13 protein-coding genes and 4 tRNA genes are annotated in these 14114 nt (G+C 48.2%); 4 read left to right on the top strand and 13 right to left on the bottom strand.

Going from position 1 to position 14114, the window contains the following annotated elements; genetic code table 11:
* Positions 1-57: 57 nt before the first annotated feature.
* Positions 58-264, top strand: coding sequence for a DUF2788 domain-containing protein (locus XMG59_RS00270; RefSeq protein ID WP_173481007.1), 207 nt, complete (start codon positions 58-60; stop codon positions 262-264).
* Positions 265-455: 191 nt separating this feature from the next.
* Entirely contained in the window at positions 456-1307 is an 852-nt protein-coding gene (gene kdsA, locus XMG59_RS00265) for a 3-deoxy-8-phosphooctulonate synthase (RefSeq protein WP_169450712.1), read from the top strand.
* Positions 1308-1515: 208 nt separating this feature from the next.
* Here the strand turns inward: kdsA and XMG59_RS00260 are convergent, their stop codons facing one another.
* From XMG59_RS00260 to XMG59_RS00250, 3 genes are all read right to left on the bottom strand, one after another.
* Positions 1516-1983 (bottom strand): tetratricopeptide repeat protein, encoded by a 468-nt coding sequence (locus XMG59_RS00260; RefSeq protein WP_173483999.1) that lies wholly within the window; start codon positions 1981-1983, stop codon positions 1516-1518.
* Positions 1983-2888 (bottom strand): Dyp-type peroxidase, encoded by a 906-nt coding sequence (locus tag XMG59_RS00255; RefSeq protein WP_173498009.1) that lies wholly within the window; start codon positions 2886-2888, stop codon positions 1983-1985. The genes XMG59_RS00260 and XMG59_RS00255 overlap by 1 nt, the downstream gene beginning before the upstream one ends.
* An 80-nt stretch (positions 2889-2968) precedes the next feature.
* Positions 2969-4252 (bottom strand): tryptophan--tRNA ligase, encoded by a 1284-nt coding sequence (locus XMG59_RS00250; RefSeq protein ID WP_173481011.1) that lies wholly within the window; start codon positions 4250-4252, stop codon positions 2969-2971.
* 136 nt (positions 4253-4388) lie between these two features.
* Here XMG59_RS00250 and XMG59_RS00245 point away from each other — a divergent pair, with 136 nt between their 5' ends.
* Positions 4389-4658 (top strand): hypothetical protein, encoded by a 270-nt coding sequence (locus XMG59_RS00245; RefSeq protein ID WP_173498008.1) that lies wholly within the window; start codon positions 4389-4391, stop codon positions 4656-4658.
* 47 nt (positions 4659-4705) lie between these two features.
* Positions 4706-5482, top strand: a complete 777-nt coding sequence (gene yaaA, locus XMG59_RS00240; RefSeq protein ID WP_173498007.1) for a peroxide stress protein YaaA — start codon at positions 4706-4708, stop codon at positions 5480-5482.
* Positions 5483-5628: 146 nt separating this feature from the next.
* Here yaaA and clpX read toward each other — a convergent pair whose 3' ends face one another.
* The 10 genes from clpX to XMG59_RS00190 all read right to left on the bottom strand — a co-directional run bounded on the left by clpX (position 5629) and on the right by XMG59_RS00190 (position 14068).
* A complete protein-coding gene (clpX, locus tag XMG59_RS00235; protein ID WP_173481014.1) occupies positions 5629-6900 on the bottom strand; it encodes an ATP-dependent Clp protease ATP-binding subunit ClpX in 1272 nt (423 codons plus the stop codon).
* A gap of 19 nt (positions 6901-6919) precedes the next feature.
* Positions 6920-7585 carry an ATP-dependent Clp protease proteolytic subunit gene (locus XMG59_RS00230; RefSeq protein ID WP_173498006.1) on the bottom strand — a complete coding sequence of 222 codons (666 nt, stop codon included), beginning with the start codon at positions 7583-7585 and terminating at the stop codon, positions 6920-6922.
* A 113-nt stretch (positions 7586-7698) separates the two neighbouring features.
* A complete protein-coding gene (gene tig / locus XMG59_RS00225) occupies positions 7699-9003 on the bottom strand; it encodes a trigger factor (protein ID WP_173489224.1) in 1305 nt (434 codons plus the stop codon).
* A 221-nt stretch (positions 9004-9224) separates the two neighbouring features.
* Positions 9225-9309, bottom strand: a tRNA-Leu gene (locus tag XMG59_RS00220).
* A gap of 54 nt (positions 9310-9363) precedes the next feature.
* Positions 9364-9448 (bottom strand) — tRNA-Leu (locus XMG59_RS00215).
* A gap of 25 nt (positions 9449-9473) precedes the next feature.
* Positions 9474-9549: transfer RNA gene (locus XMG59_RS00210), tRNA-His, on the bottom strand.
* 27 nt (positions 9550-9576) lie between these two features.
* A tRNA-Arg gene (locus XMG59_RS00205) sits at positions 9577-9653 on the bottom strand.
* A 446-nt stretch (positions 9654-10099) separates the two neighbouring features.
* Positions 10100-11485 carry a cysteine--tRNA ligase gene (gene cysS, locus XMG59_RS00200; protein WP_173498005.1) on the bottom strand — a complete coding sequence of 462 codons (1386 nt, stop codon included), beginning with the start codon at positions 11483-11485 and terminating at the stop codon, positions 10100-10102.
* A gap of 12 nt (positions 11486-11497) precedes the next feature.
* The gene (locus XMG59_RS00195) at positions 11498-12391 is read right to left on the bottom strand and encodes a hypothetical protein (RefSeq protein WP_173498004.1); all 894 of its coding nucleotides are present in this window, start codon (positions 12389-12391) and stop codon (positions 11498-11500) included.
* On the bottom strand, positions 12392-14068 hold the full coding sequence (locus XMG59_RS00190) for a glutamine--tRNA ligase/YqeY domain fusion protein (protein ID WP_173498003.1): 1677 nt from the start codon (positions 14066-14068) through the stop codon (positions 12392-12394).
* Positions 14069-14114: the final 46 nt, after the last annotated feature.

Genomic DNA, 14114 nt, shown 5'->3' with positions numbered 1-14114 from the left:
GGGTGTTAATTCTTCTCTATTTGCTATGATGCGCGCTCAAATTGAGAGGAGAGAACTATGCGTTTAGCCGAAATGGAAGCGATCATGTTTAACGTCGGTGTCACCGTCTTCGCTCTCTTCATCTTCTTTATCATCTACGATCTTGCTAAAAAATCGAACGCCGGCAAATTCGGTACTTTTATTCTTTTCTTTGCACTCGGCCTAGGCCTTGCTGCCTTTTTAGCAAAATCGATCATCGTAGAGTTTATCGGCGGCTCGATTTAAAGCAATTGCCGGATTCACCAGTGACTGGCTTTAGCCTGTCATCTGCTTTATCAGCGTTTTCCAGAAGATTGAATGTAATTCGAAAGCGGATGACAGGCTGAAAGCCAGTCACCGTTGCTAAAGTAGTTACCTTCTACAATATACCGGCTAGTTACTTTATAATCGCGGAATCATTTTCAGAAGGAACAACGATGGAACAGCGCAGTATCAAAGTCGGTCAAATCGATGTAAATAACGATAAGCCGATGGTGCTTTTTGGTGGTATGAACGTATTGGAATCGCGTGATTTAGCAATGACCATTGCTGAGCAGTACGTTGAAGTGACTAACAAGCTGAACATCCCTTATGTGTTTAAGGCGAGCTTTGATAAGGCAAACCGTTCCTCTATCAACTCTTTCCGCGGCCCTGGCCTGGATGAGGGTTTGAAGATCCTTCAGGAGGTCAAGTCGACCTTTAATGTACCGGTTATTACCGACGTGCACGAACCCTTCCAGTGTCAGCCTGCTGCTGAGGTGTGTGATGTGATTCAGCTCCCTGCATTCCTTTCTCGCCAGACTGACCTAGTTGTTGCTATGGCGAAAACCGGTGCGGTAATTAACATCAAGAAAGCGCAGTTCCTTGCACCACATGAGATGAAACACATTCTGACCAAGTGTGAAGAGGCCGGTAACGACCAGTTGATTCTATGTGAGCGTGGCAGCGCTTTTGGTTACAACAACCTCGTGGTCGATATGCTTGGCTTTAGCATCATGAAAGAGTTTGGTTACCCAGTCATCTTTGATGCTACCCACGCACTGCAGATGCCGGGCGGACGTTCAGATTCAGCCGATGGACGTCGTGCACTGGTAGCACAGCTGTCACGCGCGGGTCTTTCACAGGGTATTGCCGGCCTATTCTTGGAAGCACACCCTAATCCAAATGTTGCGAAGTGCGACGGCCCATGCGCCCTGCCGCTATCCAAGCTAGAGCCTTACCTAGCACAGATGAAAGCGGTGGATGAGTTGGTTAAGTCCTTCCCCGCGTTGGATACGTCGGCGGAGTAACGCGATCCTGTAGGAACGAATTGCCGAAGGCAAACCGTGAACAATTAATTTGGCGGGTTCGTCCATTCGCGGTTTTTCACTTCGTTCAAATTCGCTCCTACAGAGTGCCGGTGACTGGCTTTCAGCCTGTCATCCGCTTTATCAGCATCTTCCAGAATCTACAATGTAATTCGAAAGCAGCTGACAGGCTGAAAGCCAGTCACTGCTGTCAAACCCCGGCATTTTGCCCAAGCTTCGCTTCCCACTGCTGAGCTCTCTCTAAATCAATCTCCCTACCCAGCTCGCCCTTGGTGTAGATATCCACCATTCGCTGAATGGCAACTGGGTGGCCCTGTTCCGCCGCAGCTTTGTAGTGTTCATAGGCTTTATCAGCCAATTTGAAAATCACTGGCGGATACCCAGACTCATAGAGCTTAGCCATTTGGTATTGTGACTTTGCATCACCGCGCTCAGCAGCAGCCTGAATATACAAAGCCCCCTGCTCTTTGCTGGCAGCATCGGCACCGCGAAAGTGCAGAAGAAACCCATAAGTAGAGAGCGCTTTGACGCTACCGCGTTGGGCCCCTACCCTGAAGAGCTTCATCGTCTTATCGTGAATCCATTTAGAGCGACGTGCGAATGGGCTTCTAAATATGGCGTAGGCACTCCAAGCCGCAAGATCTCCTAGCATTGTCATTAAAGTTGCTCCAGCCAGTTAATAGACGGTGCGAAATAGGCACTTCCAGTGACCGCGCGCGTGAAAAGCAAAAGGTTGTCGGCATCTCCATGTTCATCCCCCATTACCATCGAGGTGAGCATTTTTGTGAAGGGAACTGGGGAGGCTCCAAAAGAGATAAAGACAAGCCCTTTACGATGTGCATCCCCATACGGCATAGAGTGACGCAGTATCTCGATAGACTGTCCATTCTCATCTTTTAGTGAGGTGCGTTTAGTGTGAGCGTGTGGTGATTTATCAGCACTGGCAAACTCAACATTATCTTGCTTTGTGCGACCGTAGGTCTTCTCTTGCTCAGAAACAGGTAAACTTCCCCACGATTCGAGATCATGTTCATATCTCTGAACATGCAGGTAGGAACCTCCGGCAAATTCACCTTCAGCCACCAGTGCCACTTCGGCTCGATGATCCCCTTCTGGATTTTCAGTGCCATCGACAAATCCGGTAAGATCTCGCATATCATGATATCTAAAACCACGAATCTCCTCGATCAACGTTACGTTAGAGCCCAACGTATTTTGAACCTCAGCCATTAAATCCATATTGATATCAACAGAATCTGAACGAATAGAAACATATAGATCAGTGGGTGTTGAAGGTGCCACCCGAATGCCGTTTTCCAATGCAGGAAAAGCGGTCAGCTCTGCTGGTTGAGTGGTCGATATTTGATGCCAATAAACAGAACCTACTGCGACGGTCAAAAAAGCACCATTACCCAATGAATCCAAACGAGATTGAATCACCGGAACATTTTTTAAAAAGGCCTTAACTGAGCTAAGAGCTTCGCTATTACGCTTAACGTTATAACTTAAATAAATGGCATGTTGACTAGACTCAGCAATAATACCGGGCTGTGGAATGGACATAAAAAAAGGACCTATTCAATTAGATCCTTTCATTTAAAAGCGCCGACTCAGATAGATCAAGCGACTAAATCAATTTTTGATTAATTGAGTAGCGACGCCCACTCAGCTTTAAGCGCTTCGAGCTCGTTTTCAGCTTTCTGCTTCGCTTTTTTCTTAAGGCCTGCAACCTCTTCTGTTTTCGCTGCAACAATCGCTTTAGCTTCTGCGGCAGGATATTCTGCATTGGCTACCTGATCCAATAGAGGCTGTGCACCACGGAGAATGGCACGACGGCGCCCCTCTTCAATGCGCGCTAACTCTTCTGCTGTAAGCTCTTTCTGCTTGGCTTTCTGCTTTTCAGCCTTAGGTGCTACATAGGTCAACGGACGAATACCGGCCGCGATACGAACCTTTTCAAGCAGTGGAGCCGCTTCTGCACGTGCCTTTTCAGCCCCTTTGTGAAGCTCAGCTTCAACGGCATCAAGATTGTTCATCAGTTCATTGTAACGTGCACGTGGCGCTGACAATTTGGCATCCAGAAACTCAAACAGCTCTCGCTTTGCTTCACCCCAAGCGATGCCATTTTCAAACGCTGATCGCATTGTTGCACTTTCGTCCTTATTGGCGAACAGATTGTAGAGTTGGAAGATGGTGCTGTTATCGGCATCCTTTGGCTCACCGGGCTCACGCAGGTCGGTTTTAATCTGATTGATGAGCTTGCGTAGCTGATCAGTTGGCGCAAACAGAGGAATCGTATTGTCGTAACTCTTCGACATCTTACGACCATCCAAACCGGGGATCAGTTGAGTCTCCTCATCCACCTGAGCTTCTGGAAGTGCGAACAACTCTTCATAGGTATGGTTGAACTTACCAGCGATATCACGCGCCATTTCGATGTGTTGAATCTGATCTTTACCCACCGGAATCTTATGCGCGTTGAACATCAGAATGTCTGCCGCCATTAGAATTGGGTAGCTAAACAGGCCCATGGTGATGCCATCGTCCAGATCCTCTGACCCAGCATCACGGTTAGCATCGACTGAGGCTTTGTAAGCGTGAGCACGGTTCATCAAACCCTTAGAGCACATACAGGTAAGAATCCAAGTGAGTTCTGGAATTTCTGGTATATCGGTCTGACGATAGAAGGTCGCTTTATCGGTATCCAATCCAAGTGCCAACCAGGTCGCAGCAATTTCGCGTGTTGATTGCGCCACTCGTTCTGGATCGTGACATTTGATCAGTGCGTGGTAATCCGCCAAAAAGAAGAACGAGTTGGTGTTTGGATTAAGGGTCGCTTCAATCGCAGGTTTAATCGCACCTAGGTAGTTACCAATGTGAGGAGTACCGGTGGTTGTGATACCTGTTAAAACGCGTGTATTGCTCATGGAACACTCAAGAGTCTGTGTGAAAATTAAGGTGCAGATTCTACACAGTTGTGGCTGTAACGCCCACCCCAATCCATTTGCACTTGCCGGTTATTGCAGGTTTAATTTAGGCACTGTTAATTTAAGGAATCATTTGATGGATAGCCAACTTCCGTCCTACATCACTCTGTTAGGCTTTGTAGTGCCTGCCCTGGTTTTTATCATTCGTTTAGATCGCTACCAAGCGGCGACTATCGTACACGCGCTGTTGATGGCTCTGCTCTGTCTATTTGTTGGCTTCCTGTTCTCTGGGGCCGCCATTAAGTTAATGAGCCTTAGCAACCCCCTACTCACCTCAGGCATGGTGGTTGTTGGATCTGGGGTTGCTACACTGGCGAGATTGATCTGGATAAAGCGCTTCGCGTAATAACTACCAAATTATCTTTTCAAACAATTTAACTGAAGACTTTTTCGATGCTACTACTGATATCACCTGCCAAGACCCTCGATTATGAGACACCGGTCACCACGCAACTGAAAAGTGAACCGGAGTTTACCGACCGGGCTGAGACGCTGATCAACAACTTGCGTGACTACGCGCCGCAAGATATTGCTGAACTGATGAAGCTCAGCGACAAACTGGCCTCTTTGAACGTGGCGCGTTACCAGAGCTGGGTAAAAGAGCATAACGAGACGAATGCTAAACAGGCGATGTTAGCCTTTAAAGGCGATGTCTACACCGGCTTGGATGCTGATTCGTTCGACGAAGCGGACTACCAATTTGCACAGAACCACCTAAGAATTCTGTCCGGCCTCTATGGTCTCCTAAAACCGATGGATTTGATGCAGCCTTACCGCTTAGAGATGGGCACAAAACTTGAAAACGAAGCTGGTAAAAACCTCTACAGCTACTGGGGTTCAACGATTACCGATCGCCTCAATGACGAGTTAGACAGTGATAAAACACCGGTCGTTGTGAATCTTGCGTCGAACGAGTACTTCAAGTCGGTGCAAGCTAAAGCACTTAATGCTCGCCTTATCAGCCCAGAGTTTAAAGATCTGAAAAACGGCCAATATAAGATTATTAGCTTCTACGCGAAAAAGGCACGCGGCCTAATGACCCGCTACGCCATAAAGAACCGCATTGAGAATCCAGAGGATCTGAAACAGTTTGATCTAGAGGGTTATGCATTTAATGCGTCGATGAGTGAAGGAGATAAGTGGGTGTTTACGCGGGATCATGCGGAGTAACGGAACAACTTGGTGACTGGCTTTAGCCTGTCATCCGCCTGATCCGCCTCTACAATTTAGTTCGAAAGCGGGTGACAGGCTGAAGCCAGTCACCTAACACGGAGTAAAAAAAGACCGCCAATAGGCGGTCTTTTTTATTGCTTAGATCAAGCGTCCGGTGACGCTTTATCGAGCTGTTGTGTCTCGTACATCAGGATCGGATCATTCTTATCTTTAATCACACCCTGATCGATCACCACTTTCGATACACCCTCTAGAGACGGTAGTTCGTACATGATCTCGAGCAGTTTAGACTCTAGGATTGAACGTAGACCACGCGCACCGGTTTTACGCTCAAGGGCCAACTCAGCCACAGCGAACAGTGCATCTTCACGGAACTCTAGATCAGCACCTTCCATCTCAAACAGTGCTTGGTACTGCTTAGTCAGGCTGTTTTTAGGCTCAGTCAAAATCTGAATCAATGCCTCTTGATCCAATTCAGAGAGCGTCGCGATCATCGGTAGACGACCAATAAACTCTGGAATCAGACCAAACTTCACTAGATCTTCCGCTTCAACGTCGTGAATGCGATCGACACCCTTCTCGTCATCTTTACTACGAACGGTAGCACTGAAGCCGATTGAGCTTCGCTCACTGCGATCGGCAATGATCTTCTCTAGCCCAGCAAAGGCACCACCGACGATGAACAGGATGTTAGAGGTGTCTACCTGCAAAAACTCCTGCTGAGGGTGTTTACGGCCACCCTGTGGCGGTACAGAGGCAACGGTACCTTCAATCAGTTTCAGAAGCGCCTGCTGTACGCCCTCACCCGACACATCACGCGTGATTGATGGGTTGTCGGACTTACGCGAGATCTTATCGATCTCATCAATGTAGATAATGCCCTGTTGTGCTTTCTCTACATCGTAGTCACATTTCTGCAGCAACTTCTGAACAATGTTCTCAACGTCTTCACCGACGTAACCTGCTTCAGTCAGCGTCGTTGCATCAGCCATAGTGAAGGGTACATTCAACATACGCGCTAGCGTCTGCGCCAACAGAGTTTTGCCGCTACCCGTAGGGCCGATCAGCAGAATGTTGGACTTGCTCAGCTCAACGTCACTGTTTTTACCTGTAGCTCGTAGGCGTTTGTAATGGTTATAAACCGCTACAGCCAACACTTTCTTGGCACGCTCTTGACCGATCACATACTCATCAAGATTGTCTTTAATCTGACTCGGCGTAGGGAGCGTTTCGTCATCCTGTGACTCTTCGATCTCCGCCATCTCCTCAGTGATGATGTCGTTACACAGATCGACACACTCATCACAGATGAAGACTGAAGGACCAGCAATCAGCTTGCGTACTTCATCCTGGCTTTTGCCACAGAATGAACAAAATAGCTTGCTGTCGTTCTGATCGTTGTTCTCTTCAGACATGTTAATTCCTCTAAAAAGATCAGCCTTCGCGACTGGTTAGTACTTTATCGGCTAGACCAAATTCCACCGCCTGCTCGGCTGATAGGAAGGTGTCGTGCTTCATGATTTCGTACAGTTCTTCATACGATTTACCCGCAGTATTGCGTTCAGCGTAGATCTCAGTCAAACGATCGTTAAGGCGTTTAGCCTCTTCCATGTGACGACGGGCATCTTCAAACTCAAGCTCTTGTACATGTACAGAGCCACGTGTACCTGGTGTACCTGAGCTGACACGGTGAATCATTGTACGTGATTCAGGTAGCAAGAAACGCTTACCTTTAGCGCCGGCCATCGCAAGGAATGAGCCCATGCTAGCCGCTTGACCCAATACCATGGTGCTGACATCCGGTTTAATGAACTGCATGGTATCGTAGATCGCCATACCAGCAGTGACCGATCCACCAGGTGAATTGATGTATAAGTGGATATCTTTTTCTGGATTTTCCGCTTCCAAAAAGAGCATCTGTGCGACGATCAGGTTCGCCATGTGATCTTCGACAGGACCGACCATAAAGATTACTCGCTCTTTTAATAGGCGAGAGTAAATATCGTAAGCACGCTCACCACGTGAACTCTGCTCGACAACCATTGGCACCAAGCCACTGTCTGTTACATCAAATGGGCGGCCTGAGTAGATATCTGACATCAATAGTTTTCCTTATTCACGGCACTAATAACCAAAAAACGACAGCCAGCTTTCGCTAACTGCCGTTTTTTATAGGGATCTAAACGAGGTTTAGATCCATTACTCAACAATAATTACTGCTGAGCCGGCTTAAGAGCTTCTTCGTAGCTGACTTTAACTTCCTTCACCTTAGCAGATGCAAGAAGGTGGTCAACAACTTCGTCTTCTAGAGCAAGGCTACGGATCTGATTTAGCATCTGTTCGTTGCCTTTGTAGTAGCTGATCACTTCATCAGCATCGTCGTAGCTCTCTGCGATGTCTGCAAGAATCGCATCAACACGCTCGTCAGTCGCTTCAAGGTTACCCGCTTTGATCACTTCTTGTACTAGAAGACCGATCTTAACGCGACGGATTGCCTGCTCTTCGAACAGCTCTTTAGGTAGAGTGTTTGGATCGATTTGAGCCTGGCCACCAAACTGCTGAACCGCTTGCTGACGAAGTACGTTCACTTCATCATCGATCATTGCTGCTGGTGCTTCGATTTCGTTCTGAGCGATCAGTGCATCGAATACAGCGGTTTTAGTCTTAGTTTTAAGCGCGTGGTTCATTTCACGAGCCATGTTCTTTTCAACTTCTGCTTTGAATTCAGCTTCGTCTGCAGAAGAGACACCGAACTTAGCGAAGAACTCTTCGTTTAGTTCAGGAAGTTCTGGTTTAGACACTTCGTTAAGTTTCATTTTGAAGGTTGCAGCTTTACCCGCTAGCGCTTCAGACTGGTACTCTTCAGGGAAAGTGACTTCTACGTCGAACTCTTCGCCTTTCTTCTTACCGATGATGCCATCTTCGAAACCAGGGATCATGCTACCAGAGCCGATGACTAGGTCTTGACCTTCTGCTTTACCGCCTTCGAACGCTTCGCCATCTACGAAACCTTCAAAGTCGATGTTAACTTGGAAGCCTTCTTTAACCATGCCGCGAGTCGCTTTAAACGTGCTCTGCTGCTTGCGAAGTGTGTCGATCATGTTCTTAACGTCAGCCGCTTTGATCGATGCTGTTGCTTTCTCAACTTCAACGCCCGCTAGATCTTTTAGTTCGATCTCTGGGTAAACGTCGAATGTCGCAACGTATGCAAAGTCTTCACCTTCTTTATCGGTTTTGAACTCGATAGAAGGAGCGCCTGCTGGCATTAGTGATTCCTGCTGAACAGCTTCGTAGAAAGTCTCTTGTACGACGCGGTTTAGTACTTCGTAACGAATCGCGTCACCGTACATACGCTTAATTACTTTTGCAGGTACTTTACCTGGACGGAAACCGTCCATACGGCGAGTGCGAGCCTGCTGTACAACCTGCTTCTCAACGTCAGTATCGATACGTTCGGCCGGAACAGTCACGGTTAGTTGGCGCTGAAGGCCTGAAGTAGTCTCTACAGAAACTTGCATGGAATTCCTCATTAATTCTTTTGAGAGTGTCAAACTCTTCTGTCATCAAAAATGACGCAGTCCGAGTCATTAAAATCAAGCGCGAAATTTTCCGGTAACTGAGCCCATTAGTCAAGTAAACATGCCAACAGAACTGAAAAAGTTACAAGGTATAGAAAACGAAGATGAGCTTGATAATGTGAGCGATAAAAAAGAGGGAACTTCTAAGGGGTGTTTCCAGATGGTGCGGTCGGAGAGACTCGAACTCTCACACCTTGCGGCACCAGAACCTAAATCTGGCGTGTCTACCAATTCCACCACGACCGCATCTGGATTGTTGCGATTCGGCTGAGCCGAATAGTGTTGCTCGTTATAAAAGTATGGTGCGGTCGGAGAGACTCGAACTCTCACACCTTGCGGCACCAGAACCTAAATCTGGCGTGTCTACCAATTCCACCACGACCGCATACTTTTATGATGTACCCAAAAATTGGGGTGGATGATGGGGCTCGAACCCACGACCACCGGAATCACAATCCGGGGCTCTACCAACTGAGCTACACCCACCATTGTGGTACATCTGGACAGGTTGCTTGGCGCGCCCAGCAGGGCTCGAACCTGCAACCTACGGCTTAGAAGGCCGTTGCTCTATCCAATTGAGCTATGGGCGCCTAACGTGCTGCCCGACCTCACAAGTGACTGGATGGAAGTCGTCATCTGCGAGGAGGTGCGTATCCTACGACCTGACCTGCAGAGGGTCAATACCCTGTTTTACTTTTTTAAAGATTTTTTTTGGTTTTGATTAATAGTTGATCAGAAACCGGGGATTTCGGTGCTTTAGCAGGGGTTTCTGGAAGACGGTGAGGTGGCGGATGACAGGCTGAAGGCCTGTCACCGGTGAATTAACTAAGCTACGGAGTGGCGGTGACTGGCTTTCAGCCTGTCACCGGAGAATTACGTTCGCGGTTTGTCGCTTCGCGCCAATTCGCTCCTACAGTCGAGCTAAGCAAAAAGAGCGTTGCGAAGTCTTACTGTAGGAGCGCTCTGCCTCTAAGGCAGACCGCGATCAGGAGTGGCGGTGACTGGCTTTCAGCCTGTCATCCGCTCTCAAAGGCAACTACCCTTCCCGATACCAAGTCGTTCCTTCTGGCCCATCTTTAAGGATGACTCCCGCAGCAGCCAACTGATCACGAATTTCATCAGAGCGGGCAAAGTCTTTGTTCGCTCTCGCCTCTTTACGCTCAACGATCAACGCTTCCACTTCATCGCCACTGATCTCTCCGGCACCGCCCTGCTGTAGAAAATCTTTAGGGTTTTGCTGCAATAGACCGACAACTCCGGCAAGCGCCTTAATCTGACCTGCCAATTGTGAAGCCGCTGCCTCATCTTTACCTTTCAGGCGGTTTAGCTCACTGGCCATCTCAAACAGCACGGCAAACGCCATTGGGGTATTAAAGTCATCATCCATCGCGGCAAAGAATCGATCGCTGTAGTCGTTTGAGGCGATCTCGACTTCAGGTATCTCTACCCCGTCGAGTGCTTGATAGAAACGATCCAGTGCCGAACGGGCCTCTTTAAGGCTATCCAGCGAGTAATCGATCGAAGAGCGGTAATGCACACTCGATAAGAAGTAGCGAACCACCTCTGGGTTATGCTCTTTAAGCACTTCACGAATCGTAAAGAAGTTACCCAACGACTTGGACATCTTCTCTTTGTTCACTCGCACAGGGCCAGCATGCATCCAATAGTTAACATAGGTCTTGCCATTGGCGGCTTCCGACTGAGCAATCTCGTTTTCATGGTGTGGGAACGGAAGATCAGGTCCGCCACCGTGAATATCAAAGGTTTCACCTAGACAGCATTTAGACATTGCTGAACACTCAATGTGCCAACCTGGACGGCCAGCTCCCCAAGGCGACTCCCAACTGGTCTCACCTGGTTTAGCCGCTTTCCAAAGTACAAAGTCGAGTGGACTCTCTTTTGCTGCCTCAACCTCGACACGAGCACCTGAACGAAGCTCGTCAATCACCTTATTGGTTAGGCGTCCATAACTCTCGAACTTCTCGACACGATAGTAGACATCACCGTTGGCCGCTGCATAGGCAAAACCCTTGTCGATAAGGGCTTGGACCATGTCGATAATGTCTTGAATGTGATGGGTTGCACGCGGCTCTTGATCCGGACGCAGTACGCTTAACGACGCCTCATCTTCATGCATCGCCTCAATCATACGCTGAGTCAGCTGATCAGGTGTCTCACCATTCTCTGCTGCGCGCTTTAGAATCTTGTCATCGACATCGGTGATGTTTCGAACATACTCAACCTCCCATCCACGCGCCCGCAGGTAACGAGTGATCACATCAAACGAGACCATGACTCGCGCATGACCTATATGACACAGATCGTAGACGGTCACCCCGCAGACATACATGCGGATTTTACCCGCTTCAATCGGAGTGAAGGGCTGCTTTGATTTTGAAAGTGTGTTGTATAGTTGAAACATACTCTATCCGTATTAATGCATTTGAGTTGGCAGCTTAACCTCTGCCAACAACGCGCCACCCAGCGGACTGGTTTCGCGTGAAATCAATAAATGACCTTGGTACCAGTGAATCGCTTCCCACTGCCCCATCTTCGCCAGTGAGTAGCGCACCGCCTGATCAAACTCTGCCTCTCCCTGATACACTGGAACTATCCAGATGAAGGGCTGGGTGACGGCAAAGCCACTGCCATAACCTATAAGCGCTAAACGACGACTCTTTGCGTCATAATCAGCACCGGTAATTAAACCGGCCACATCAAAACTCTGGTGCGAACTTACCGACTGTTGATCAGAGTTTGGATCGACTATATAGAGCCGACTCTTTTGATCTCGCCAATTCTTAGTAAAGAGCCAGTAGTTACCGTCAACCTCTGTGACTGCTTCACAGTCACGATTGTGATCCTGGCGCTCTACCGCTGGCGTGACATCAGCCAATTTCACATTAATGGTATTGGCATCCACCAAGCCTTGGCTCTCCTCTAGCTGATCCCAACTGATTGAGTGGAACTGAAACCAGATACGATCACCGCGATTATTTCCGCAATCAGCAATGACCAGCGCCTCACTGGTGGTAATCAGTGACTCCCAATCAAGATTAGCCGCATTCCTTAGGGTAACCTTTTCCACCTTTGTGGCTGAGTCATCCGTTAAATCAAACCCATAAAGGATGGGATCATTACCGCCATCATTAATGGACCATAGGGTCTGATTGTGAAGCGCCAAACCAGAGCCTTCTGGCAAATTTTCGCCTAAGGAGCGAATCGATGTTGGCATCAATCTCAGCTCTGACCACTGCGCTCGATTCACCGGTGACGATGAACAACCGATCAAGATCAGCAGTGGAAGAGCCAGAGAGATCCAGCGCATCTATTTCGCCATTTTCGCCCAAGAGTCACGAAGACCCACAGTGCGGTTAAAGACTAAGCGATCTGAGTTACTGTCTGGATCAACCGCAAAGAAACCCTGTCGCTCAAACTGATAACGGCTCTCGATTGCCGCATTAGCCATACCAACCTCTACACGTGCATTGGGGAATACCGATAGAGACTCTGGATTGATGAACTCCAAGAAATCGCGCTCTTTATCCCCATCTGGATTCGCTTCAGTAAATAGTCGATCGTAGAGACGCACTTCACAAGGAATTGAGTTGTCTGCACTGACCCAATGAATGACACCCTTGGGTTTGTAGTCGATTGGGTTTTCACCTTTAGTCGCCGGATCATAGGTCACTAATAATTCGGTTACTTCACCCTGCTCATTGGTGATCACCTCTTCACAGGTGACACAGAAAGCGCCACGCAGACGTACGGCAAACCCTGGTGCCAAACGTTTCCACTTCTTAGGCGCTTCCATCGCAAAATCTTCGCGCTCAATCAGAAGGTTCTTAGTAAACGGAATACGACGTACACCCATCGACTCATCTTTAGGGTGTACAGGCACCTCAAACCACTCCTCTTTACCCTCTTCGTAGTTGGTAATGGTCAGTTTTATAGGATCGGTCACACACATAGCACGAGGCGATTTAGCGTCCAGATCTTCACGAATAGCCGCTTCCAGCATACCCATGTCGACCGTTGAGTTAGAGCGTGTCACGCCGATCATGTCACAGAAATTACGAATTGAATCGGGTGTATAACCGCGACGACGCAAACCAGAGATGGTTGGCATACGCGGATCATCCCAGCCTGAAACGTGCTGCTCATCGACAAGCTGTTTCAGCTTGCGCTTAGAGGTGATGGTGTAGTTCAGATTGAGACGTGCAAATTCATACTGACGTGGTGTTGCCGGTACGGGCAGATTGGCAACAAACCAGTTGTAGAGTGGACGATGATCTTCAAACTCGAGCGTACAGATCGAGTGTGTAATCTCTTCAATCGCATCCGATTGACCATGTGCGAAGTCGTAGCTCGGATAGATACACCACTTATCACCCGTCTGGTGGTGATGTGCTTTGCGGATACGGTAGATAACCGGATCACGCATGTTCATGTTAGGCGATGCCATATCAATTTTGGCACGCAACGCCGCTTCACCCTCTTCGAAGCCACCATCACGCATCTTTTCAAACAGTGCTAGGTTCTCTTCAGGTGAGCGATCACGAAAGGGGCTGTTTTTGCCCGGCTCGGTCAAATTACCGCGGTACTGACGCATCTCTTCGCCATTCAGCTCACAGACAAAGGCTTTGCCCTCTTGAATCAGGTGAACCGCCCAAGCATAGAGTTGATCGAAGTAGTTTGAGGTGTAGCGGATGTCACCATTCCATTTGTAACCCAACCACTCAACATCGCGCGTGATTGCATCGATGTACTCTTGTGACTCTTTCTCTGGGTTGGTGTCATCAAAACGAAGGTTACAGACACCTTGGTACTTCTCAGCCGTACCAAAGTTCAGACAGATCGATTTGGCATGACCAATGTGAAGAAAACCATTGGGCTCTGGTGGGAAACGGGTAACAACCTTACCCTGATGCGTGCCCTGCTCTAGATCCTTTTCAACGATCTGATGAATGAAATTGGTAACGCTAACCGCTTCGTTTTTACTCATAATTCAACTTTGACGTGACTGTAAAATAATAAGCGCGGAATTATAT

The organism is Marinobacterium sp. xm-g-59, assembly GCF_013283315.1.
GTDB lineage: Bacteria > Pseudomonadota > Gammaproteobacteria > Pseudomonadales > Balneatricaceae > Marinobacterium_E.
This window is presented reverse-complemented; position numbering and strand designations above follow the sequence as displayed.

What these genes read in the sequence shown, in the direction of transcription:
- XMG59_RS00250 (WP_173481011.1), bottom strand. Translation starts at nt 4,252, where the DNA reads ATGAGCAATACACGCGTTTTAACAGGTATCACAACCACCGGTACTCCT.
- yaaA (WP_173498007.1), top strand. Translation starts at nt 4,706, where the DNA reads ATGCTACTACTGATATCACCTGCCAAGACCCTCGATTATGAGACACCG.
- tig (WP_173489224.1), bottom strand. Translation starts at nt 9,003, where the DNA reads ATGCAAGTTTCTGTAGAGACTACTTCAGGCCTTCAGCGCCAACTAACC.
- XMG59_RS00270 (WP_173481007.1), top strand. Translation starts at nt 58, where the DNA reads ATGCGTTTAGCCGAAATGGAAGCGATCATGTTTAACGTCGGTGTCACC.
- XMG59_RS00260 (WP_173483999.1), bottom strand. Translation starts at nt 1,983, where the DNA reads ATGACAATGCTAGGAGATCTTGCGGCTTGGAGTGCCTACGCCATATTT.
- cysS (WP_173498005.1), bottom strand. Translation starts at nt 11,485, where the DNA reads ATGTTTCAACTATACAACACACTTTCAAAATCAAAGCAGCCCTTCACT.
- kdsA (WP_169450712.1), top strand. Translation starts at nt 456, where the DNA reads ATGGAACAGCGCAGTATCAAAGTCGGTCAAATCGATGTAAATAACGAT.
- XMG59_RS00255 (WP_173498009.1), bottom strand. Translation starts at nt 2,888, where the DNA reads ATGTCCATTCCACAGCCCGGTATTATTGCTGAGTCTAGTCAACATGCC.
- XMG59_RS00195 (WP_173498004.1), bottom strand. Translation starts at nt 12,391, where the DNA reads ATGCGCTGGATCTCTCTGGCTCTTCCACTGCTGATCTTGATCGGTTGT.
- XMG59_RS00245 (WP_173498008.1), top strand. Translation starts at nt 4,389, where the DNA reads ATGGATAGCCAACTTCCGTCCTACATCACTCTGTTAGGCTTTGTAGTG.
- XMG59_RS00230 (WP_173498006.1), bottom strand. Translation starts at nt 7,585, where the DNA reads ATGTCAGATATCTACTCAGGCCGCCCATTTGATGTAACAGACAGTGGC.
- clpX (WP_173481014.1), bottom strand. Translation starts at nt 6,900, where the DNA reads ATGTCTGAAGAGAACAACGATCAGAACGACAGCAAGCTATTTTGTTCA.
- XMG59_RS00190 (WP_173498003.1), bottom strand. Translation starts at nt 14,068, where the DNA reads ATGAGTAAAAACGAAGCGGTTAGCGTTACCAATTTCATTCATCAGATC.